Raw genomic sequence first — 19,855 nt, 5'->3', positions numbered from 1 at the left:
TTGCCTGCATGCCGGCTTTGCGGCGACATCGCGGAGCGCCCGTCGCCGTGCCGCGAACCCCTGAAACGGAGCCCATGGATTCGACAATGCCCGGACCCGCCAAGCGATCGCCGAGCGCCGCCGCCGGCGGCTCGGTCGCAGCCGACCTGATCGCGGTTCTGGTGGCGGTCACCGGCGCCGAGCCGCGGGTGATGACCATCCGGGAGGCCTCGGCCCTGCCCTCCGGTCCGTTCGAGCTCAGCCACCGCTCGCTGCAGTCGGGCCTGCGCGCCTGGGTCGAGCAGCAGACCGCCCATCCGCTCGGCTATGTCGAGCAGCTCTATACCTTCGCCGACCGGGACCGGACCGGCGACGATCCGGAGCAAAGGGTGATCTCGATCAGCTATCTCGGCCTGACGCGCGAGGAACAGGCCGCGGGCGCGGCCGAAGCCGGCTGGCGCAGCTGGTATGATTATTTCCCCTGGGAGGATCTCCGCGGCGGCCCGCCGCCTTTGTTCGACGCCGTGCTGGCCCCCCGCCTGAAGGCCTGGGCCGAGGCGGCCGGAGAGCCCGGCGCCAGCCGGGAACGCTGGCAGCGCGCGGCGATCACCTTCGGTTTCGACGGCCGCGGCTGGAACGAGGAACTGGTGCTGCAGCGCTACGAATTGCTGTTCGAGGCCGGCCTCGTCCCGGAGGCGGGCCGCGACCGGCCTGCGGCCAAGATTTCGTCCGGCAAGATTTCGTCCGGCAAGATTTCGTCCGCCAAGATTTCGTCCGGCAAGATTTCGCCTTCCAAGATCCAGCCCCTGCCCGGCCGGGCGATGTTGCAGGACCATCGGCGGATCCTGGCGACCGGCATCGCGCGGCTGCGCGCCAAGATCAAATACCGGCCTGTCGTCTTCGAGCTGATGCCGCCGACCTTCACGCTCCTGCAACTGCAACGCAGCGTCGAGGCGCTGGCCGGGCATCTCCTGCACAAGCAGAATTTTCGCCGGCTGATCGAGCAGCAGGACCTGGTCGAGGAGACCGGCGCGATATCAGCCGACACCGGCGGCCGGCCGGCCAAGCTGTTCCGCTTCCGCCACGCCGTGCGCGCCGAACGCGCGGTCGCCGGCACGAAACTGCCACTCTCCAGGCCTTGACATTCTTTATGCTCAGGATCAGCATAAGCCATCATATGCTCACTTGGAGTATAAATCGATGGCGACCGCCTCCTCCGTTCTGCAACGCACGGCACCCCTCTATGACCGGGTCAAGCGGGTCATTCCGCCGATCGAATGGCCGGCCTTTGCCGGCGACGTCGATGCCATCCTGGAGCTGAAACGGCGGCGCAACGCGGTCATCCTGGCGCATAACTACCAGACGCCGGAAATCTTCCATTGCGTCGCCGATCTGGTCGGCGACAGCCTGGCGCTGGCGCGCAAGGCGATGGCGGTCGAAGCGCAAGTGATCGTGCTGGCCGGCGTGCATTTCATGGCCGAGACGGCCAAGCTCTTGAACCCTGGCAAGACCGTGCTGATCCCGGATCTCGCCGCCGGCTGTTCGCTGGCCGATTCGATCACGCCGCAGGACGTCCGCCTGATGCGCCAGCGCTATCCCGGCGTGCCGATCGTCACCTATGTCAACACGTCAGCCGCGGTGAAGGCGGAATCGGACATTTGCTGCACCTCGGGCAATGCCAGGGCGATCGTCGAATCGCTCGGCGTCCGGCGCGTCATCATGCTGCCCGACGAATATCTGGCGCAGAACATCGCGGCCGAAACCGATGTCGAGATCATTGCCTGGAAGGGCCATTGCGAGGTGCATGAGCGCTTCACGCCCGAAGACATCAGGCAATTGCGCGAGGACAATCCCGGCGTCACCGTGCTCGCCCATCCGGAATGCCCGCCCGAGGTGGTGGCGGTCGCGGATTTCTCCGGTTCGACCGCGGCCATGTCCGACTATGTCGAGACCAGGAAACCACCGCGCGTCGTGCTGATGACCGAATGCTCGATGAGCGACAATGTCGCGGTCCAGCACCCCGAGGTCGAGTTCATCCGGCCGTGCAATCTCTGCCCGCATATGAAGCGGATCACGCTCGGCAATATCCGGCAGGCGCTGGAGTTGAACCGCCATGAGGTGACCATCGATCCGGCGCTCGCCGGCCGGGCCCGCCTCGCGGTCGAAAGGATGCTGGCGATATGAGCGCGGAGATCAGCCCGCTTCACGGCCGGCCGGTGATCATTGGCGGCGGCATGGCCGGATTGATGACGGCGCTGGCTTTGGCGCCCGAACCGGTCGTCGTCATCACCAAGGCACCGCTCGGCCAGGAGGCATCGAGCGCCTGGGCGCAAGGCGGCCTGGCCGCCAGCCTCGGGCCCGACGACAGCCCTGCCCTGCATGCCGCCGATACGATCGCCGCCGGCGACGGGCTGTGCGACGCCCATGTCGTCGAGCGGATCGCGCAAGGCGCGCCGCAGGCGATCGCGACGCTCGCCCGGCTCGGCACCGGTTTCGATCGAGGCGCCGACGGCACGGTCAGCCTGGGGCTGGAGGCAGCCCATGGCCGCAACCGCATCGTCCATGCCGCCGGCGACGGAACCGGGCGCGAGATCATGCGCGCGCTGGTCGCCGCCGTCGGCCGGACGCCGTCGATCACCGTCGTGGCCGGGCTGGAGGCGCGCCGTCTCTTGGTCGAGGACAACACGGTTTGCGGCGTCCTGGCCGTCGGCCCGTCGGGGCCGATAGCCTTCGGCAGCGGGCGGGTCATTGTCGCCACCGGCGGCATTGGCGGCCTGTTCCTCGACAGCACCAATCCGCCGGGCTGTTTCGGCCAGGGCCTGGCGCTGGCGGCACGCGCCGGCGCCGTGCTGGCCGATCTCGAGTTCATCCAGTTCCATCCGACCGCCTTCGACGGGCCGAACCGTCCGATGCCGCTGATCAGCGAAGCGGTGCGCGGCGAAGGCGCCATCGTGATCGACGAGACCGGCCGGCGTTTCATGGCCGACCAGCCGGGCGCGGAACTCGCGCCGCGCGACGTCGTGGCGCGCGCGGTCTGGCGCCATCTCGGCGAAGGCCATCAGGTGTTCCTCGACGCCCGGCAGAGGCCCGGAGCCGACTTCGCCCGGCGTTTCCCGGCGATTGCGGCCTTCTGCCGGAGCGCCGGCATCGATCCGGCGCTCCAGCCGATCCCGATCCGCCCGGCCGAGCACTATCATATGGGCGGCATCGCGGTGGATGGTGCCGGCCGCACCTCGGTTGGCGGGTTGTGGGCGCTCGGCGAGGCCGCCGCCACCGGGCTGCACGGCGCCAACCGGCTCGCCAGCAATTCCCTGACCGAGGCCGCCGTCACCGCCGGCTGGGTCGCGGAGAGCGTGGCGTCGACGCCGGCGCGGCGTCTGCCGCCGCCCCGGCCGGTGGCGGTTCCGCCGCCGCCCGACCCTTCGGCCATCAGGCCGATCCTGTCACGCGGCGCCGGCGTGCTGCGCGACCGGCAAAGCCTGGAAGCGGCGATCCGTGCGCTTCTGCCGCTCGCCTCGAGCTCCGGTCCGGCCGGCGACCCCGCCAGTGTCGGCCTGATGATCGCGGTTGCGGCGCTGGCCAGGGAGGAAAGCCGCGGCGGCCATTACCGGACCGATTTTCCACAAGCGCACGCGATCGCGCGCCGCTCGATGCTGACCCTCGATCAGGCCTTCACGGCCGCATGGGACCATAAACCCTCGGCCAGGAGGGTCGGCTGATGAGCCTTTCGCCCCATCTCGCTCCGCTTGCCACCGTCCTGTTCGAACCGCTGGTGCGCGCCGCTCTCCTGGAGGATCTCGGCCGGGCCGGCGACATCACCACCGACGCGGTGGTCCCGCCTGATCTCATCGCGACCCTGACATTGACCGCCCGCCAGCCCGGCGTGGTGGCCGGGCTCGACCCGGCGCGCCTCGCCTTCCAATTGATCGAGCCCGGCAGCGCAATGGCGGTGGAACGGCCCGACGGCAGCCCGGTGGCCGCCGGCCAGGTGATCGCCAGCGTCAGCGGGCCGGCGCGCGGCTTGCTCACCGCCGAACGCACCGCGCTCAATCTCATCTGCCACCTCAGCGGCGTCGCGACCGCCACCGCGTCGGTGGTCGCGGCGATAGCAGGCCACAAGGCGCAGGTCGTCTGCACGCGCAAGACCATGCCGGGGCTGCGCGCGCTGCAGAAATATGCGGTCCGGGCCGGCGGCGGCGCCAACCATCGCTTCGGCCTCGACGACGCCGTGCTGATCAAGGACAACCACGTGGCGCTGGCCGGCGGCATCCGCCCGGCGATCGAACGGGCCCGGGCCGGCGTCGGCCACCTCGTCAAGATCGAGATCGAAGTCGATACGCTCGCCCAGCTCGACGAGGTGCTGGCGCTCGGCGTCGACGCCGTGCTGCTCGACAATATGGGTGTCGAGGACCTGACGCGGGCGGTCGCCATGGTCGGCGGCCGGGCCATCACCGAGGCCTCGGGCCGCGTCACGCCCGCCTCGGGACCCGCGATCGCCGCGACCGGGGTGGACCTGATCTCGATCGGCTGGCTGACCCACAGCGCGCCGGTGCTCGATATCGGGCTGGACTATGCCGGCCCGCACACCGTCACGCAGCAGCCGGCGCGGTCACGCGGCTCATGAGCCGCGATCGTCAGCGCCCATAGAGACCGACGAGATCAGCCTCGGCGATCGCATATTTGCGCGCCTCCCGCTCGACCTCCCGGCATCCGGCAGTCTCGGGCAAGGTCAGGTGGTCGGTCGAGAGTGCCAGCAGCCGGAAATGATAGTGGTGCGTGGTGCCGCCCTTCGGCGGACAGGCGCCACCATAGCCCGGCCGATGGAAATCGTTCATCGCCTGCTTGAAGCTGGCCTTGTCGGCCGGCCGGCCGGCGCCCTCGGCAAGCCCGGCGCGTTCAGCCGGGATGTCATAGGCCGCCCAATGGTGCCAGGTGCCCATCGGGGCGTCGGGATCGTCGCAAAGAAGCACAAGGCTTAGGGCCTCTGCCGGGACGTCGCTCCATTCGAGCTCCGGAGAAAGGTCTTCGCCGTCGCAAGTGAAGCGCGTCGGGATGGTCGCGCCATCCGAAAATGCGCTTGAGTGAAGTTCCATGGATCGCCTCCATCGCGTTGACGGCGCCGCCCGAAGGCAGGAGGGATGCTCGCGGGCTGACGCGCGATCTCGCGCCACAATACGCCCCGAAGCGCCATCGCGCGAGTGGTCCGGGAACACCCCGGTGCATTAGTGGCCGTGGCCGAGCCCGCGGCGCGGCGCGGTCTGCTGGAGATGGGCGACCCGCTCGCGCAGGCTCATCAGATGTTCGCGCATGGCGCCGGCGGCCGCTTCGCCGTCGCGCGCCCGGATCGCCGCCAGCACGTGGCGGTGCTGGCGGTCGGACGCCGCGGTGTCGAGCGTCTGCCAGAGGTGCAGATACCAGGACCGGGTCGAGCGTTCATGCAGCACCTTGGCGAAATCGCCGAGCACATGGTTGCGCGACATCTCGCTGATCTTGACGTGAAAGGCGCGGTCGCATTCGACAAAGGCATCGATCGCGCCGCCGCCATGCTGGCCGCTCGAATGATGGTCGAGGATCACCTGGAGCGCCTCGACATCGGGATCTTCGGCCTTCTCGGCGGCCTTGCGGGCGATCTCGGTCTCGACCACCAGGCGCGCGTCGAGGATCTCGATGATCTGGCCGATCGAATCCGGCTGGATGATCACGCCCTTGCGCGGCACGATGTCGACCAGCCCCTCGACCTGCAGCCGCTGGAGGGCCTGATGAACCGGCGTGCGGCCGAGATTCAGCAATTCGCAGATCGCCTGCTCGTTGAGATATTGGCCCGGCAGGAAATAGAGCGTGATGACCTTTTCCTTGATCGCTTCATAGGCCTGTTCGGTGAGCGAGCCGGTGGCGGCCGTCCGCCCGCGCGCGGTCCTGCCGGCCGGCGCCTTGGACGCACCCACCTTGGCCCCACCCGCCTTGGTCGCACTCGTCTTGGTCGCACTCGTCTTGGACGCGCTGGTCTTGGTCGCGCTGGTCTTGGTCGCGCTGGTCTTGGTCGCGCTGGTCTTGGTCGCGCTGGTCTTGGTCGATTTTCTGGCCATGATCCCGAGGCTGCCGCGCCGCCCCGCTCCATCAGCGGGAACCCGATAAGGCTCGGTTCTATCAGACCTTATTGTCGCTGGTCGAGGATGAAGCGGGTGAGCGGAGAATGCCCGCACTCGCAAGCAACGGGCCGTTCCGCGCGGTGACATCCTGATGCGCGGCCAATGAAACGGCCGTCATCGGACCTGACAATTTCTGTCGCACACCGCTATAATCCCGCGGGATCCGATGGATTTTGCAATCATGCAATTTGCCCCGTGAGTTGGACAGCTGACGATGACCAGGGGTGAGCGGTTCGTCGCCCAGCTACCCGAGAAGACATACTTCCACGACCGCAACGAGCGGCGCGGGTATGAGGTGACGCGCCTCGTGGCCGCACGCCTTATCGACCACCCCGAGCTGGTTCAGCATGGCCGCGCCTACATGGAGCGGCATATGAAGACGGATCCATCACAACGCGCCTATTACCGGATGTGGCAGCATCTGCTGCGGCACGACATCGGGAAGGTCGTGCGCGATCTCCTGGAAGACAGTGACAAGGGATCGTTGCTGCGTGACACGCAGCCGGTCTTTTACGTGCCCTCAGCCGAGGAGCGGCAAGCGATCTCCACCCGGCCGAAGGTTTCCCTCATTGCCCCCGTCGCGATCGGCCGCGACCCATGATCATGCGACGCAGCCGTATTGACCACCTGTTGCGCGCGGCTGCCGATGTCACCGGACAAAGGCGCTTTGTCCTCATCGGGTCCGGCGCTGTCATTGCCCGGAGCCAAAACCTTCCCGGAAATATGATGGCTACTCCGGAAATCGATATCTACGCAGCCGATGCGGAAGACGTCGAGGCGATGTCGGAGCAAATCGACGGCAGCATTGGGCAGAATTCCGCCTTCCATAACGAGTACGGCTATTACGGCGATGGTGTATCGCCCGAGACGGCCAAGATGCCGCGTGACTGGCAAGATCGCGCCATCGAGTATCATGGCCCGGACTGCCCAGGTGTCATCGCCATTGTTCCGGAGGAAAACGATATTGCGCTGGCGAAGCTCGTTGCATGGCGCGAAAAAGATCAAGTCTGGCTCATCCATGGCCTGAACGCCGGGATATTGCATCTTCAGACAATGGCGGACCGCTTGAACCAACTGCCGGACACCGACCCCGATCGCGGCGTTCCGCCTCGTGGCGAGCTGGAGCGCCGGCTGAGGCAGCTTGGAGCGACCTGCAAGATCGATTTCGCGATCGTCGCACCTTCCGAACCGGGGCGGCGTCCGAAATAGCGACGCCCCTGCTCTCCGCAAGGTAGCGGCCGACAAAGTTGGTCCAGTCACTACCGGAGCGAGCCGAACGGCACGGACAGAAGCCGCATCAGGTCGGCCTGCCGGTGCGCGCCGGTCTTCTGCATCAAGGCCTTCAGATGCGAGCGGATGGTCTCGCGCGACAGGTTCGACGCGGTGGCGAGGCCGGCGACCGTCTTGCCGGCGAGCAGCGCCCTGGCAACCCGCGCTTCGGCCGGCGTCAGGTCGAACAGGCCCTCGATCAGCGCGCAACTGGCCGGCTCGTTCCGCGCGACGGGAACCGCGACCAGGATCCAGCCGATGCCGGAAAAGACGTCGTGACCGGCGCCACTGATCGGCAGCAAATGGGCGATGAAGGGCGAATGGCCATCACTGGCGGCGACCGGGAACGATGCGCCGATATTGTCGGCCGGGCGGCTGCCGAACGGCACGCTCAATGCCGCCTCCAGCAGGCTGTCGGCCTTGCGATGCACAAATTTCAGCCGTTGGCGCCAGTCGAGCACGACCTCGGGGATCAGCGCCTGGAACGAGGCATTGGCAACCCGAACCGCGCCGGCGCTGCCAAGCGCTGCGGCCGGCAGGCCGAGCGCATCCAGCGCCTGGACCGCGGCGCGCGCCTGTTCGAGCTTCAGCCGCGCCGAAATGAAGGCCGCGCGGGCGATATGCGGGCGCAGCGCCGTCAGCCGGTCGACCGCCTCGCGCGTTACCGGGCCGAGCTCGTAGGCCCGATGGATGGAGACGATGATCTGGGTCTCGATCGGCCCTGTGATCAGCGTGCCGGTGCCCCAGGACATGCCCTGCGGCCGCAGGAATTCCAGGTAATAGGGGTCCGTCTCGATCTCCTCCAGGGTGAAGATGTCGAGATCATTGGTGAAGCGCGGCTCCCGGCGCGCCAGCGTGCGGGCGCCCTGCGGATTGCGCGCCATCCAGCCGTCCTCGACGAAGACGCGCAGCGGCTCCTGGATCGCCTGATTGCCAATGGCGCCGGTGACATTGGCACCATCGGTGGTGAACAGAAGGGCCGGCCGGCAGCCGGCCAGGCCGGCGAGTTCATCCAGCACGCTCGCCCAGAGTTCCGGCAGCGCCGCGGCTTCATAGATCCGTTCGAGCAGTTGCTCGTTCATATCCCCCAAGCTGCCAACCCGAACCCGAGACATGTGTCCCGTCAAGAAGACTGCTTTCTCCGATGCCGTTCAATAGCCGCGCAGTTGAATCCAGCCGGGCCGATCGACAGAGGGCGGCACATCCCGTCGCTGTCGATTATCTTCATTACAAAGATATATTGAGCAACAGGAAGCCGCCCATCCCGCGCTCAGAAATGCTCGAAGCGGCCGGCTCCGAGCGACAGCGGCTGGCCCGCCGCATCGATGATGGCAAGCCCGTCGCCCGCCGTCACCTGACCGATCACCGCAACCGCGACGCCGGCTGCCCGGCCGGCCGCTTCGAAGGCGGCGAGCGCTCCGGGCGGAACCGTCGCCAGGATCTCGTAATCGTCACCGCCGGTCAGCATGGTCGTCACCAAGGACGTGTCGAGGTCGCGCGCGGCTCGCACCGCCGCCGACACCGGAATATCCGCCAGCCTCACCTGCCCTGCCACGCCGGAGACCTTCATGAGCTTGGCGAGATCGCCGGCCAGCCCGTCGGAAATGTCCATGGCGGCCGATGCATGGGCCGAGACCGCATCGGCCAGACCGGTGCGCGGCTCCGGCAGCAGATAGCGGCCGGCGAGCGCCGCCCGGTGCTCGGGCGCCAGCAGTTTGAGCCAATCGGGCTGAAGGCTGGGCTCACGCTCGGCCAGACGCGCCTTCAGCCCCAGCGCGCCGTCGCCAATGGTGCCGCTCACCACGATCAGGTCGCCGGGCTCGGCGCCGTTGCGCCGCACCGTCCGGCCGGTGCGGCCGAAGGCGGTGACCGAAAGCGTCAAGGGACCCGGCCTTGTCACGGGACCCGGCATTTTTACGGTGTCGCCGCCATAGAGCGGGCAGCCGAAGCGCTCGATGTCGGTGGCAAGACCGCGGGTGAAGGCCTCGAGAAAGGCTTCGGTCCAGTCCGCGGGCAGGCCGAGCGCCAGCAGGAAACCGGCCGGCCGCGCCCCCTTGGCGGCGAGATCCGACAGGTTTACGCGCAGCGCCTTCCGGGCCACCAGATCAGGCGGGTCGTCCGGGAAAAAATGCACGCCGGCGACCAGCATGTCCTTGGTGACGACCAGATCGCCCGCCCCCGCCGGCAGTACCGCCGCGTCATCGGTCAGCCCGTCGGCGCCCGGAGCCGTGGCGAGCGGCGCGAAATAGCGGGCGATCAGCTCGTCTTCGGAGGGGCGGCTCATGATGGATGAATCCGGCGGGGCTTCGGGCCTATCTTGTCACGATGGGGGGAGATGGCGAATGGCGAATAGCGAATGGGGATGAAGCGAAACGCCCCGCGCGCGTAAACCCTCGCCCGCTTGCGGGAGAGGCTGGGTCCGGACGACCCGGGTGAGGGTTTGAACAGGCGCCCCGCCTATCACTTGCACCCGAAATGCACGGCAAGGGCCGACGCAACCACCCTCACCCGGCCGCTCCGCGGCCACCCTCTCCCGCGACGGCGCGGGCGAGGGTTCATGCGCGGCGATGTCTCAGCATTCCCCACTCGCCATTCGCCACTCGCCGCTCAGGCCTTCGGGGCCTCACCCATTTCGGCCGGCCGCACGCGTTTGGCGATGCGGTCGAGCACCGCATTGGCCATGCCGACCTCTTCGCGGTCGACAAAGGCATCAGCGACATCGACATATTCGGCGATGATCACCTTGGCCGGAATGTCGGGACGCTCGAACAGCTCGTAACAGCCGGCGCGCAACACCGCGCGCAGCACCGCCTCGATGCGCTTCAGCGGCCAGTCGTCGGCGAGGATCGTGTCGACCGCCACGTCGACACGCTGCTGCTCGCGCATGACGCCCTGGACGATGTCGCGGAAGAACTGATGATCGGCCGGCAGGTAGGTCTCGCCCTCCACCTCGCGGCCCATCCAGAACACCTGGAAGGCGCCGATCACCTCGTTGATGTCGGTATGGGCGACATCCATCTGATAGAGCGCCTGGACCGCCGCGAGCCTCGCCGTGCCGCGTTTGTTCGCCTGTTTGGCCGGGGTGGTCATCAGCGCGTCTCCGCCGCGCGCTTCAGGCGGATCATGGCGAGGCAGGCCTCCGCCGCGCCGCCGCCCTTGTCCATTTCCGACCGGCGCGCGCGCGCCCAGGCCTGTTCGTCGTTCTCGACGGTGAGGATGCCGTTGCCGAGCGGCAGCTTGCGGGCGACCGCGAGCTCCATCAGCGCCCGCGAACTTTCGTTCGAGACGATCTCGTAATGGGTGGTCTCGCCGCGGATGACGGTGCCGAGCGCCACCGCGCCGTCGAAGGGAACGCCCTTGGCGGCCGCGCCGTCGATCAGGATGGCGATCGCCGCCGGGATTTCCAAGGCGCCGGGCACCGTGTGCACCTCGCAGGTCGCGCCGGCCGCTTCGATCGCGCCCCTGGCGCCGTCGAGCAGCGCATCGGCGAGATCATCGTAGAAACGGGCTTCGACAACAAGCACCCGGGCATGGGTCTTGAGCGTCTCGGCGGGCGCGGAGCGTGGGGCGGCCATGGAGGATCCTTTGGTATGGACCGGCTTAGTAGCCCTCGGCCTTCGCCTCCGCAAGGCGCGCGGAATAACGAGCCATCATGTCGACTTCGAGATTGACCCGGTCGCCGACCTTGGCGCCCCCCCAGGTGGTCACCGACAGCGTGTGCGGAATCAGCGTGACGGTGAAGGTGTCGTCCTTGACGCCATTGACCGTCAGCGAGGTGCCGTCGAGACCGACCGAGCCCTTTTCGGCAATGAACTTGGCCAGTTCGCGCGGCGCGCGGAACACGAACCAGGCGGTGCCGTCCTTGTCCTCACGCGAGACGATCTCGGCGACGCCGTCGACATGGCCGGTGACGATATGGCCGCCGAGCTCGTCGCCAATGCGCAGCGAGCGCTCCAGATTGATCTTGGTACCGGCCTGCCAGGCGCCGATGGTGGTGCGCGCCAGGGTCTCGCCCGAGGCATCGACGGTGATCAGCGTATGGTTGGAGCCGGATTTGAGCGAGGTGACGGTGAGGCAAACCCCCATATGGCAGATCGAGGCGCCGAGCGGGATGGTCTCGGCCGGATAGGCGCAGGCGACCGTCAGGTGGCGGGCCGAGCCCTCGTCCTTGACGGCGACGACTTCGCCCACGTCGGTGATGATGCCGGTGAACATGGGCGCTCCTAACGATCCTGACGATACGTCTCGATGATGTCTCGCCCGGATGGCAAGGCTTCCGCAAGGCGGTAGCGGCCGGGCATGGGTTGGGTGAAAGCCGGAATGCCCGATCCGAGCACGGCCGGTGCGCGGATCAGGGTGATCTCGTCCGCGAGATCGGTGTCGACAAGGGCTTTCGCAAGGGTCGGCCCGCCCTCGGCGAGCACCCGGGTGATGCCGCGGGTGGCGATCAGGCGCAGCGCCTCGCTCAGGTCCAGCGCGCCGGCGGCGGTGCGCCCGACCCGCATGACCTCGGCGCCGGCCGAACGCAGCCAGCGCTCGGCCTCGGGTGCGGCATCGACCGCCCCGATGATCCAGGTCGGCACCTCGCGGGCGGTGGCCACCAGCCGGGCATCGACCGGCGTGCGCAGGCGCGGATCCATGACGACGCGGATCGGCGAGCGGTCGGCCATGCCCGGCAGCCGGCAGGTGAGCAGCGGATCGTCCGACAGCACGGTGCCGATGCCGACCATGATCGCGTCCGCCATGGCGCGCATCAGATGCACCGCCTCGCTCGCCCGCTCACCCGAGATCTGCACCTGGCGGCCGCCCTCGCCGGCGACGAAACCATCCGAGGTCAGCGCCATCTTGAGCTGGACGAAAGGCCGGCCGAGACGAATGCGGGTGAAATGGCCGCGGTGATCGAGCGCCGCCCGGGCCTTGCCCAGGCCGGTCTCGACCGCGATGCCATAGGCCCGCAACATGTTGAAGCCGCGGCCATGGACCCGCGGGTCCGGGTCGCCAATGGCACAGACGACGCGGATCACGCCGGCCCGCGCCAGGGCGTCCGAACAGGGGGCGGTGCGGCCGTAATGCGAGCACGGCTCGAGCGTCACATAGGCGGTGGCGCCGCGCGCGGCCGCGCCGGCATGGGCGATGGCCGTCGTCTCGCCATGGGGCCGGCCGCCCGGCTGGGTGGCGCCGCGGCCGACGACGATGCCGTCCTTGGCCAGGATGCAGCCGACCGCCGGATTGGGAAAGGTCAGCCCGAGCTGGCGCCGGCCGAGCCGCAGGGCATGGTCCATGAAGGCGTGATCGGCGGCCGAGAATGCCGGGTCATTGATCGGGTCATTGATCGGCTCAGTCATGGCGGGCCATTCTCGGCGGATCGTCTCGACGGACCATCGACGCCAGCCTATGGGCGTTTCGGCTCGACGGACGGCTCTTCATCCTCGGCCATCTCGCCGATCAGCTGCTCGAAATCCTTGGGCTCGCGGAAATTGCGATAGACCGAGGCGAAACGAACATAGGCGACGTCGTCGAGCGCCTTCAGCGCCTCCATGACGATGCGGCCGATATTCTCCGCCGGGATCTCGCTTTCACCCGAGGCTTCCAATTGCCGGACAATGCCGGAGACCAGCCGCTCGACCCGGTCCGGGTCGACCGGCCGCTTCCGCAGCGCGATCTGGATCGAACGCATCAGCTTGTCGCGGTCGAACGGCACCCGCCGGTTGTTGCGCTTGATCACGGTGAGCTCGCGCAATTGCACGCGCTCGAAAGTGGTGAAGCGGCCATTGCATTCCGTGCAGACGCGCCGGCGCCGGATGGCGGAGCCATCCTCGGTCGGACGTGAGTCCTTCACCTGGGTATCGGCGAAACCACAAAAGGGACAGCGCACGGCCTGCCCCGCCGGTCAGGAATAGATCGGGAAGCGCGCGACCAGGTCTTTCACCTTGTCACGCACGGCGGCCTCGACAGTGGCATTGCCCTCGTCCGAATTGGCCCTCGACAGGCCGTCCAGCGTCTCGACGATCAGATCGCCGATGCGCTTGAACTCGGTGACACCGAAGCCCCGGGTGGTGCCGGCCGGCGTGCCGAGCCGGATGCCCGAGGTGACGAAGGGCTTTTGCGGATCGAACGGGATGCCGTTCTTGTTGCAGGTGATGAAGGCGCGGCCAAGCGCGATCTCGGAGGCCTTGCCGGTCAGGTTCTTCGGCCGAAGATCGACCAGCATCAGGTGGTTGTCGGTGCCATCGGTGACCAGGTCGTAGCCGGCTGCCTTGAGGGTCTCGGCCAGCGCCTTGGCATTGGTCACCACGGCATGGGCATAGGTCTTGAAGTCCGGGCGCAGCGCCTCGCCGAAGGCCACCGCCTTGGCGGCGATGACATGCATCAGCGGGCCGCCCTGGATGCCCGGAAAGATCGCCGAATTGATCTTCTTGGCGATCGCCTCGTCGTCGGTGAGGATCAGGCCGCCGCGCGGACCGCGCAGGGTCTTGTGGGTGGTGGTGGTCACCACATGGGCGTGCGGGAACGGCGAGGGATGCGCGCCGCCGGCGACCAGGCCGGCGAAATGCGCCATGTCGACGAACAGATAGGCGCCAACCTCGTCGGCGATCGCCCGGAACCGGGCGAAATCCCAGAAGCGCGCATAGGCCGAGCCGCCGGCAATGATGATCTTCGGCTTGGCTTCGCGCGCGAGGCGGGCGACCTCGTCCATGTCGATGCGCTGGTCGTCCTGACGCACCGTATAGGGCGCAACCTTGAACCACTTGCCCGAGACGTTGACCGGCGAACCATGGGTGAGATGGCCGCCGGCGGCGAGATCGAGCCCCATGAAGGTCTCGCCCGGCTGCATCAGCGCCATGAACACGGCCTGGTTGGCCTGGCTGCCGGAGTTCGGCTGGACATTGGCGAACTTGCAGCCGAACAGCTTGGTCGCCCGCTCGATCGCGACCTCTTCGGCAATGTCGACGAACTGGCAGCCGCCATAATAGCGCTTGCCCGGATAACCCTCGGCATATTTGTTGGTCATCACCGAGCCCTGCGCTTCCATGACGGCGCGCGAGACGATGTTTTCCGAGGCGATCAGCTCGATCTCGTGCTGCTGACGACCGAGTTCCTTCTGAATGGCGTCGAAAATGACCGGGTCGGAATCGGCGAGCGGGGCCGAGAAGAAGCCGTCAAAGGGCTGATAGGAGCGAGAGGTCGAGGCTGACATCCGGCTGTCTCCATCGGATCGCGGCGCGTCGAAGGCGCGGTTTCATGGGCTGCCTTGCCGGTAGCACGGAAGGCCCGTGAGTCCAAGCCGGCCGAGCGATGGTCAAAGGGCCGGACAGGTACGGTTCAGGTCATTCCGACTAGAAGGCGGCGAGTGCTGCTCCAAGCCGCTCCCGATAGGCCGCCGTCGAGAAAAACTGGGCGCGCACCGAGCCCTTCTCGACCAAAGCGCGACAGAACATGGGGTCGCCGGTCATGCGCTCGATCCCCCGGGCAATCGCCGTCTCGTCGAACGGATCGACCAATAGCGCGGCGTCTCCGGCAATTTCACGGGTGGCGGTCCGGTCTGCGGTCAGGACCGGCGTCCGCTGCTGCATCGATTCCAGGATCGGAATTCCGAAGCCTTCATGAATCGACGGGAAGAGGGTCGCCGCCGCGCCCTGCACGAGGCGCATGACCTCGTCATAGGGCAGGTAGGGCAAACGAATGATGGATTTGCCTTGCTCGGCTCCGCGCGCGCATTGCCTTGCCGCCGCGCCGAGAGCCGCCAGGGTAACGCGGTTCGACCACCCCGAACTCGATATGATGACAAGCGGCATCGCGACATCGGCGCGGAGATAGGCGGCGATCAGCCGGTCGATATTCTTCTTCGGTTCGATGGCGCCATAATAAATGAGATAGCGCCGTGCATCGAGCCCATGGCGAGCACGAAGCCAGAGGGCGAGGTCTTCCGGATCGTCGCCGGCAGTCTCCGGCGCGAAAGGTGCGGCCTGAAAGGTCGTCATGACGCGTGCCGGATCGGCTGGATAAAGCCGCAAGAGATCTGCCCGAGCGTTTTCCGAGACCGTGAAAATCCGATCGGCATGTTTCACGACGCCGGCAAACAGCCGATCATATTTCACGCACCGTCCTTTGACGGCGTAGGGCATCATGATCGGGACGAGGTCGTGCACCGTGTAGATATTGCGCGCGCCGACGGCATAGACGGGTTTGGGATGGGCCCAGTGAACGAACTCGACGCCTGCGGGTGCACGGACCGGGAGAAAGCGGCGGGTCAAGGCGAAATGGAGGTGAGCGAGCTCGGTCAAAGAGTCGAGATTGGCGATCCCATCAAAGGGGGAAAACTGATCCGCGATCGGCTCGAGATCGACCGTTCCGGTCGGTTCGATCGGCGTCACCGCGATGGGCCAGGGACGCATCGCGCAGACGGCGCGCGGGATCGACCACCGCCGGCGGCGCGCTTGAAAGCCAAAAAAAGCCATTTCTTGCGCTCGTGCCGTCAAAAACGGGTTCAGCTCGCGTCCGAAGAGGCCGATAACCCGATGGCCGAGACCGCGATAGGTTTGCGCGAGCACCCGCGAATAGGTTGCAATGCCCGTCCCGAATGACCGATCGAAATGGTCGGCGTCCAACAATATGTTCATGCGTCGCTATTGGCGCCGGACTATTGCTATGGTGCGTTGCTTCGACATGCCGCGTATTTCCGGGCATGACCCTACGTCGCATTAGCCGCGTATGACAAAGCAAGTCGATTTGCGTCGTCGATGATCCGAGCGCTGGCAACCGGACTTGTTGGCGCGACCACGTCTGGCGCCAGCGCGCCGGAGCGCAAGGTCGGCCCGCCGATCAATCGACCTATCGGCCGGCCCGCGCCTGATCCTCGCCAGCCTGGGCCAGGCGCCATTCGAGCTTGCGCAGAGCCAGTTGCTCAAGGTCGCGCCGCGTCGCCGAGGCTGGCCCCATGACGATCACCTCGACGCCGGTCTCGGCGCAAACCGCGGCCACCCGCACCACCTGACCGATGGGCGTGAATTCGAAATAGACCTCGCGCGGGTTCGATTCGGCCATGGCGGCAGTCTGCCACAGACCGGCCGGCAGCAAGCCTGCAAAAGAAAAAGCCCGGCGCGACGGCCGGGCTTGGAGCAACGCCTGGAAGGTGTCGCTGCCGATTATTCCGGCTGGGCCTGCTGGCCGAGCGCAACCTGGGCGCCGGCGCCGTCACGCAGGTAGATGTCGTTGCGGAACTGGACCATGCCGTCGGGATCGGCCCAGGCGGTGACATAGACCCAATAGACCGGCACCGGCTGCAGCGGACGGGCATCGACCCGGTCGACGGTGCGGAAGATGCGGTCGATCTCGGAACGGGTCCAGGGCGTGCCCTGGAGGATCCAGGCGATCAGCTCCCGGACGTTCTGGATCCGCGCGCAGCCGGACGAGTGGAAACGCTGATCTTCGCCGAACAGGCCCTTGGACGGCGTGTCATGCATATAGACCTGATGGGCGTTCGGAATGTTGATGCGCACATTGCCCATCGAATTGCCCTCGAACGGGTCCTGGCGGAAGCGATAGTTCATCGCATCCATCGAGTTCCAGTTGATCGAGGTCGCCGCGACTTCCTGGCCCTGGCCGTTGAAGATGCGAATGCGGTTCTTGGTGAGATAGTCCGGTTCGGCCTGCATTTTCGGGATCAGGTCCTTGCGGATGATCGAGGCCGGCACGGTCCAGTAGGGATTAAAATTGATGTCGGCGACGCGGGTCGAAATGACCGGCGACTGACGGTCGGCCTTGCCGACGACCGCGACATGGCGCGACACGACGGCGCCGTTCTCGACCGCCTCGGCCTGGGCGGCCGGGATGTTCAGGACGATGTAGCGATTGCCGAGGAAGCCCGAATGGGCGCGCACGCGGACCAGGTTGGTCTCGAGCTGGCGCAGCCGCAGCTCGGCCGGAACGTTCAGCGCCTGGAAGGTCGATTCGCGCACCTGTCCGTCCGGCGAAATGCCGTGGCGGACCTGGAAGCGCCTGACCGCGGTGTCGACGAAGCTGTCGAACACGTCGGACCGACCGACATTGCTGTCGAGATCGCCGGTCGCCATCAGCCGGTCGCGCAACAGCACGACGGCCGGGCGGCGCGTGCCGATGCGCAGCCGCTCGCCGGCGGGAATCGGCCGCCAGCCGCCACGGGAGACGATCGTCTGATATTGGCCGATCGCCTGTTCCAGGCCCTGCACCGTATGCGGGCCGAGGACCGGGAAGGTATTGCGGGTGGCGCGCGAACGCGATCCGGCGTCGAAGCTGTCGCCCCATTCGGCCGTGCTGGCCCCGCCACGCACGCCCTGGGCGAGCGCGGAGGCGCCGCCGGCGGCAAGCGCATAGGCCGAAACCATCGAGCCGAGCAGGACGCGGCGGCTGACTGTCACGGTTCCGGCGGATGAGGTTTTGTTTCGCGACACAAGGACTCTCCGGCTGCTCGGCGAAGGCCTTGGCCCCCACCGTCGGCTTGGACTGAACACCATTATCGTTAAGGAAAACGATACGGCGACCCTAAGGCAGCTAGTAGTGCAACCATTGTGACCAACTCAAGGCGATTGGCACAAAGCTGCCCCGCAAAGCCGCGGGAACAGGCAATACTGTCTCCGATCGGCCACGCAAAAACCACGAGGCCGCAGGCCGCCGCGAACGCTCCCCGCGCCCCTCACCCCAAGCAAATGACGGCCCCAGGCGCCATCGTCGCGCGATCGTGATGACGCCGTCGTCGTCAGGCGACGCCGCCTCGCCGCTCCGGCTCACCGCGCGATGGAGCGGTATCCGCCCGGCTGCCGCTCCGGCCCACCACGCGACGGAGCGGTATCCGCGCGGTGACCATGTGACCGAAAGGTGCCTTCTTTCCAGCCGTCGCCGGTCCGCTTAAGTGGTTCCCGATGGGGAGATAGTCTCCAACGGAAACTATGGACAAGCGAGGCTGACATGGCAGGCACTATTCTGGTTCTCGGCGCGACCGGCAATGTCGGCGCACCGCTGGTCGAAACCCTGGTGGCCAGCGGCGAACGGGTGAAAGCGGCCTCGCGTTCGGCAAGCCCGGTCGCAGGCGCCGAGGCGGTGCGCTTCGATATCAGCGCAACAGACGGCTTCGCTGCCGCGCTCGATGGCGTCGACCGGGCCTATGTGCTCGTGCCGGCGGGCCACCTGAACGTCGTCGAGCTGCTGGCGCCGGTGATCGAGGCGGCGGCCGGTCGCCGGATCAAAGTAGTGCTGCAGACCGCGCTCGGCGTCGATGCCGACGAGACCATCCCCTATCGACAGGCGGAACGGCTGCTGGAGCGCTCGGGCACGCCCTTCGTGATCCTCAGGCCCAATTGGTTCGCCGACAATTTCCACACCTATTGGCTGGAGGGCGTTCGGCATGGCGTGATCGCGGTCCCGGCGGCGCAGGCGAAAACCAGCTTCATCGACGCGCGCGACATCGCCGCCAGCGCGGCGGCGGTCCTGACCAGCAGCCGCTTCGATGGCCAGGCGTTCAACCTGACGGGTCCGGCAGCCCTCGGTTATGCCGACGCCGCGGCAATCCTGTCGGAGACGGCGAACCGGCCGATCGCCTATCAGGCCGTCGACGACGCGGCTTTTGTCGGCCTCCTGACCGGTGCCGGCGTTCCAGCCGATTATGCGCGCTTCCTGGCCGTACTTTTCCATCCCGTGCGCGAAGGCTGGACCACCGGCGTGACCGATGCGGTCGAAGTGCTGACCGGCAAGGCGCCGCGCCGGCTCGAAACCTATGCCCGGGACCACGCCGCCCGCTTCGCCGTCTGAGCATGCCGGACGGATCGATCGCCGCGCCGGCGCGGTCCGGAGGGCTCGCAATTGCGCGACCTTGGGCCCCCGGACGATGAAATTGGCAATATCAACGTTTTAACATCCAGGCATATGGTCTCTAGTGCGACCGGCGGGAGCGACCAAGCTGCCGCCGGACCGCTGCCTCGAGGGCACAGGAGACGATCATGAGCCAGGCCGCCAGCAATCCGACGCCGCTCAGCCCGGCACAGGCGCAGGCCTTGGCCGAGCGCTACGTCGCCGTCTGGAACGAAAAGAACCCGGCGGCGCGGCGCCGGCAGATCGCCGAACTCTGGGCGCCCAAGGGCGAACATTTCGTCAAGACCCGCGAGGTCCGGGGTTACGAGGCGCTGGAGGCCCGCGTCACCGGCTCGCACGAGACCAATGTCGTCTCAAAGAACCAGCATTTCCGCGTGGTGGCCAATGCCCAGGCGCTGCAGGACACGATCACCTTCAACTGGGAAATGGTCGCGAACGGCACTGGCGAGGTGACCGCCGTCGGGCTCGAATTCCTCCACCTCGACGGCGCCGGCCGCATCCTGGTCGACTACCAGTTCATGGTCGCCTGAGCCGAGGCCAACCTTGCCCCCAGCGCTCGCCCGTGCAGCGCCGGGGCCTATCTGGTCGATGTGCTGTTCGCCCTCACCGGCTTC

General features: G+C 67.2%; 21 protein-coding genes. 8 read left to right on the top strand and 13 right to left on the bottom strand.

What is annotated here, in order from left to right; translation table 11 throughout:
* The first annotated feature begins 86 nt into the window (after positions 1-86).
* From E8M01_RS27200 to nadC, 4 genes are read left to right on the top strand one after another with little or no spacing between them, the layout of a single operon-like run.
* Complete coding sequence (locus tag E8M01_RS27200; RefSeq protein WP_136963019.1) at positions 87-1,121, top strand: NUDIX hydrolase; 1,035 nt, start codon at positions 87-89, stop codon at positions 1,119-1,121.
* Positions 1,122-1,179: 58 nt separating this feature from the next.
* Positions 1,180-2,163 carry a quinolinate synthase NadA gene (gene nadA / locus E8M01_RS27195; protein WP_136963018.1) on the top strand — a complete coding sequence of 328 codons (984 nt, stop codon included), beginning with the start codon at positions 1,180-1,182 and terminating at the stop codon, positions 2,161-2,163.
* Positions 2,160-3,698, top strand: a complete 1,539-nt coding sequence (locus E8M01_RS27190) for an L-aspartate oxidase (protein WP_136963017.1) — start codon at positions 2,160-2,162, stop codon at positions 3,696-3,698. The genes nadA and E8M01_RS27190 overlap by 4 nt, the downstream gene beginning before the upstream one ends.
* Positions 3,698-4,603, top strand: coding sequence for a carboxylating nicotinate-nucleotide diphosphorylase (nadC, locus tag E8M01_RS27185; protein WP_136963016.1), 906 nt, complete (start codon positions 3,698-3,700; stop codon positions 4,601-4,603). Before E8M01_RS27190 ends, nadC begins: the two co-directional genes overlap by 1 nt.
* A gap of 10 nt (positions 4,604-4,613) precedes the next feature.
* On the opposite strand, the gene E8M01_RS27180 is transcribed toward nadC, so the two are convergent.
* Together E8M01_RS27180 and E8M01_RS27175 are read right to left on the bottom strand one after the other, a co-directional pair.
* On the bottom strand, positions 4,614-5,072 hold the full coding sequence (locus E8M01_RS27180; protein WP_136963015.1) for a YbhB/YbcL family Raf kinase inhibitor-like protein: 459 nt from the start codon (positions 5,070-5,072) through the stop codon (positions 4,614-4,616).
* Positions 5,073-5,201: 129 nt separating this feature from the next.
* Complete coding sequence (locus tag E8M01_RS27175) at positions 5,202-6,065, bottom strand: GntR family transcriptional regulator (protein WP_136963014.1); 864 nt, start codon at positions 6,063-6,065, stop codon at positions 5,202-5,204.
* A 277-nt stretch (positions 6,066-6,342) separates the two neighbouring features.
* Between E8M01_RS27175 and E8M01_RS27170 the strand changes: the two genes are divergently transcribed.
* Both E8M01_RS27170 and E8M01_RS27165 read left to right on the top strand, forming a co-directional pair.
* Positions 6,343-6,729, top strand: coding sequence for a hypothetical protein (locus E8M01_RS27170; RefSeq protein WP_136963013.1), 387 nt, complete (start codon positions 6,343-6,345; stop codon positions 6,727-6,729).
* Positions 6,726-7,337 (top strand): DUF6036 family nucleotidyltransferase, encoded by a 612-nt coding sequence (locus E8M01_RS27165; RefSeq protein ID WP_136963012.1) that lies wholly within the window; start codon positions 6,726-6,728, stop codon positions 7,335-7,337. Before E8M01_RS27170 ends, E8M01_RS27165 begins: the two co-directional genes overlap by 4 nt.
* A 50-nt stretch (positions 7,338-7,387) precedes the next feature.
* Here the strand turns inward: E8M01_RS27165 and E8M01_RS27160 are convergent, their stop codons facing one another.
* The 11 genes from E8M01_RS27160 to E8M01_RS27110 all read right to left on the bottom strand — a co-directional run bounded on the left by E8M01_RS27160 (position 7,388) and on the right by E8M01_RS27110 (position 17,827).
* The gene (locus E8M01_RS27160) at positions 7,388-8,479 is read right to left on the bottom strand and encodes a helix-turn-helix transcriptional regulator (RefSeq protein ID WP_170182099.1); all 1,092 of its coding nucleotides are present in this window, start codon (positions 8,477-8,479) and stop codon (positions 7,388-7,390) included.
* A gap of 188 nt (positions 8,480-8,667) precedes the next feature.
* On the bottom strand, positions 8,668-9,681 hold the full coding sequence (gene thiL / locus E8M01_RS27155; protein WP_136963010.1) for a thiamine-phosphate kinase: 1,014 nt from the start codon (positions 9,679-9,681) through the stop codon (positions 8,668-8,670).
* Positions 9,682-10,004: 323 nt separating this feature from the next.
* A complete protein-coding gene (gene nusB / locus E8M01_RS27150) occupies positions 10,005-10,487 on the bottom strand; it encodes a transcription antitermination factor NusB (RefSeq protein ID WP_136963009.1) in 483 nt (160 codons plus the stop codon).
* Positions 10,487-10,972: a 6,7-dimethyl-8-ribityllumazine synthase gene (gene ribH / locus E8M01_RS27145; protein WP_136963008.1), complete on the bottom strand. Its 486-nt coding sequence runs from the start codon at positions 10,970-10,972 to the stop codon at positions 10,487-10,489. The genes nusB and ribH overlap by 1 nt, the downstream gene beginning before the upstream one ends.
* Before the next feature lie 25 nt (positions 10,973-10,997).
* Entirely contained in the window at positions 10,998-11,612 is a 615-nt protein-coding gene (locus E8M01_RS27140; RefSeq protein ID WP_136963007.1) for a riboflavin synthase, read from the bottom strand.
* Between the two features lie 8 nt (positions 11,613-11,620).
* Positions 11,621-12,742: a bifunctional diaminohydroxyphosphoribosylaminopyrimidine deaminase/5-amino-6-(5-phosphoribosylamino)uracil reductase RibD gene (ribD, locus tag E8M01_RS27135; protein WP_136963006.1), complete on the bottom strand. Its 1,122-nt coding sequence runs from the start codon at positions 12,740-12,742 to the stop codon at positions 11,621-11,623.
* Between the two features lie 47 nt (positions 12,743-12,789).
* Positions 12,790-13,272, bottom strand: coding sequence for a transcriptional regulator NrdR (nrdR, locus tag E8M01_RS27130; RefSeq protein WP_136963005.1), 483 nt, complete (start codon positions 13,270-13,272; stop codon positions 12,790-12,792).
* A gap of 15 nt (positions 13,273-13,287) precedes the next feature.
* A complete protein-coding gene (gene glyA / locus E8M01_RS27125; RefSeq protein WP_136963004.1) occupies positions 13,288-14,595 on the bottom strand; it encodes a serine hydroxymethyltransferase in 1,308 nt (435 codons plus the stop codon).
* A 139-nt stretch (positions 14,596-14,734) separates the two neighbouring features.
* Positions 14,735-16,006 carry a glycosyltransferase family 4 protein gene (locus tag E8M01_RS27120; protein ID WP_170182098.1) on the bottom strand — a complete coding sequence of 424 codons (1,272 nt, stop codon included), beginning with the start codon at positions 16,004-16,006 and terminating at the stop codon, positions 14,735-14,737.
* A gap of 223 nt (positions 16,007-16,229) precedes the next feature.
* Entirely contained in the window at positions 16,230-16,442 is a 213-nt protein-coding gene (locus E8M01_RS27115) for a DUF6898 family protein (RefSeq protein ID WP_136963002.1), read from the bottom strand.
* A 101-nt stretch (positions 16,443-16,543) separates the two neighbouring features.
* Positions 16,544-17,827: a L,D-transpeptidase family protein gene (locus E8M01_RS27110; RefSeq protein ID WP_246088450.1), complete on the bottom strand. Its 1,284-nt coding sequence runs from the start codon at positions 17,825-17,827 to the stop codon at positions 16,544-16,546.
* Between the two features lie 514 nt (positions 17,828-18,341).
* On the opposite strand from E8M01_RS27110, the gene E8M01_RS27105 reads away from it, so the two are divergent.
* Both E8M01_RS27105 and E8M01_RS27100 read left to right on the top strand, forming a co-directional pair.
* Positions 18,342-19,181 carry an NAD(P)H-binding protein gene (locus E8M01_RS27105; RefSeq protein ID WP_136963000.1) on the top strand — a complete coding sequence of 280 codons (840 nt, stop codon included), beginning with the start codon at positions 18,342-18,344 and terminating at the stop codon, positions 19,179-19,181.
* A gap of 188 nt (positions 19,182-19,369) precedes the next feature.
* On the top strand, positions 19,370-19,771 hold the full coding sequence (locus E8M01_RS27100) for a hypothetical protein (protein ID WP_136962999.1): 402 nt from the start codon (positions 19,370-19,372) through the stop codon (positions 19,769-19,771).
* The last annotated feature ends 84 nt before the right edge of the window (positions 19,772-19,855 follow it).

Origin of the sequence: Phreatobacter stygius (genome assembly GCF_005144885.1) — a bacterium.
Classification (GTDB): Bacteria; Pseudomonadota; Alphaproteobacteria; order Rhizobiales; family Phreatobacteraceae; genus Phreatobacter; species Phreatobacter stygius.
Note: the sequence above shows the minus strand (reverse complement) of the source record. Positions and strands in the feature narration are given on the sequence as shown.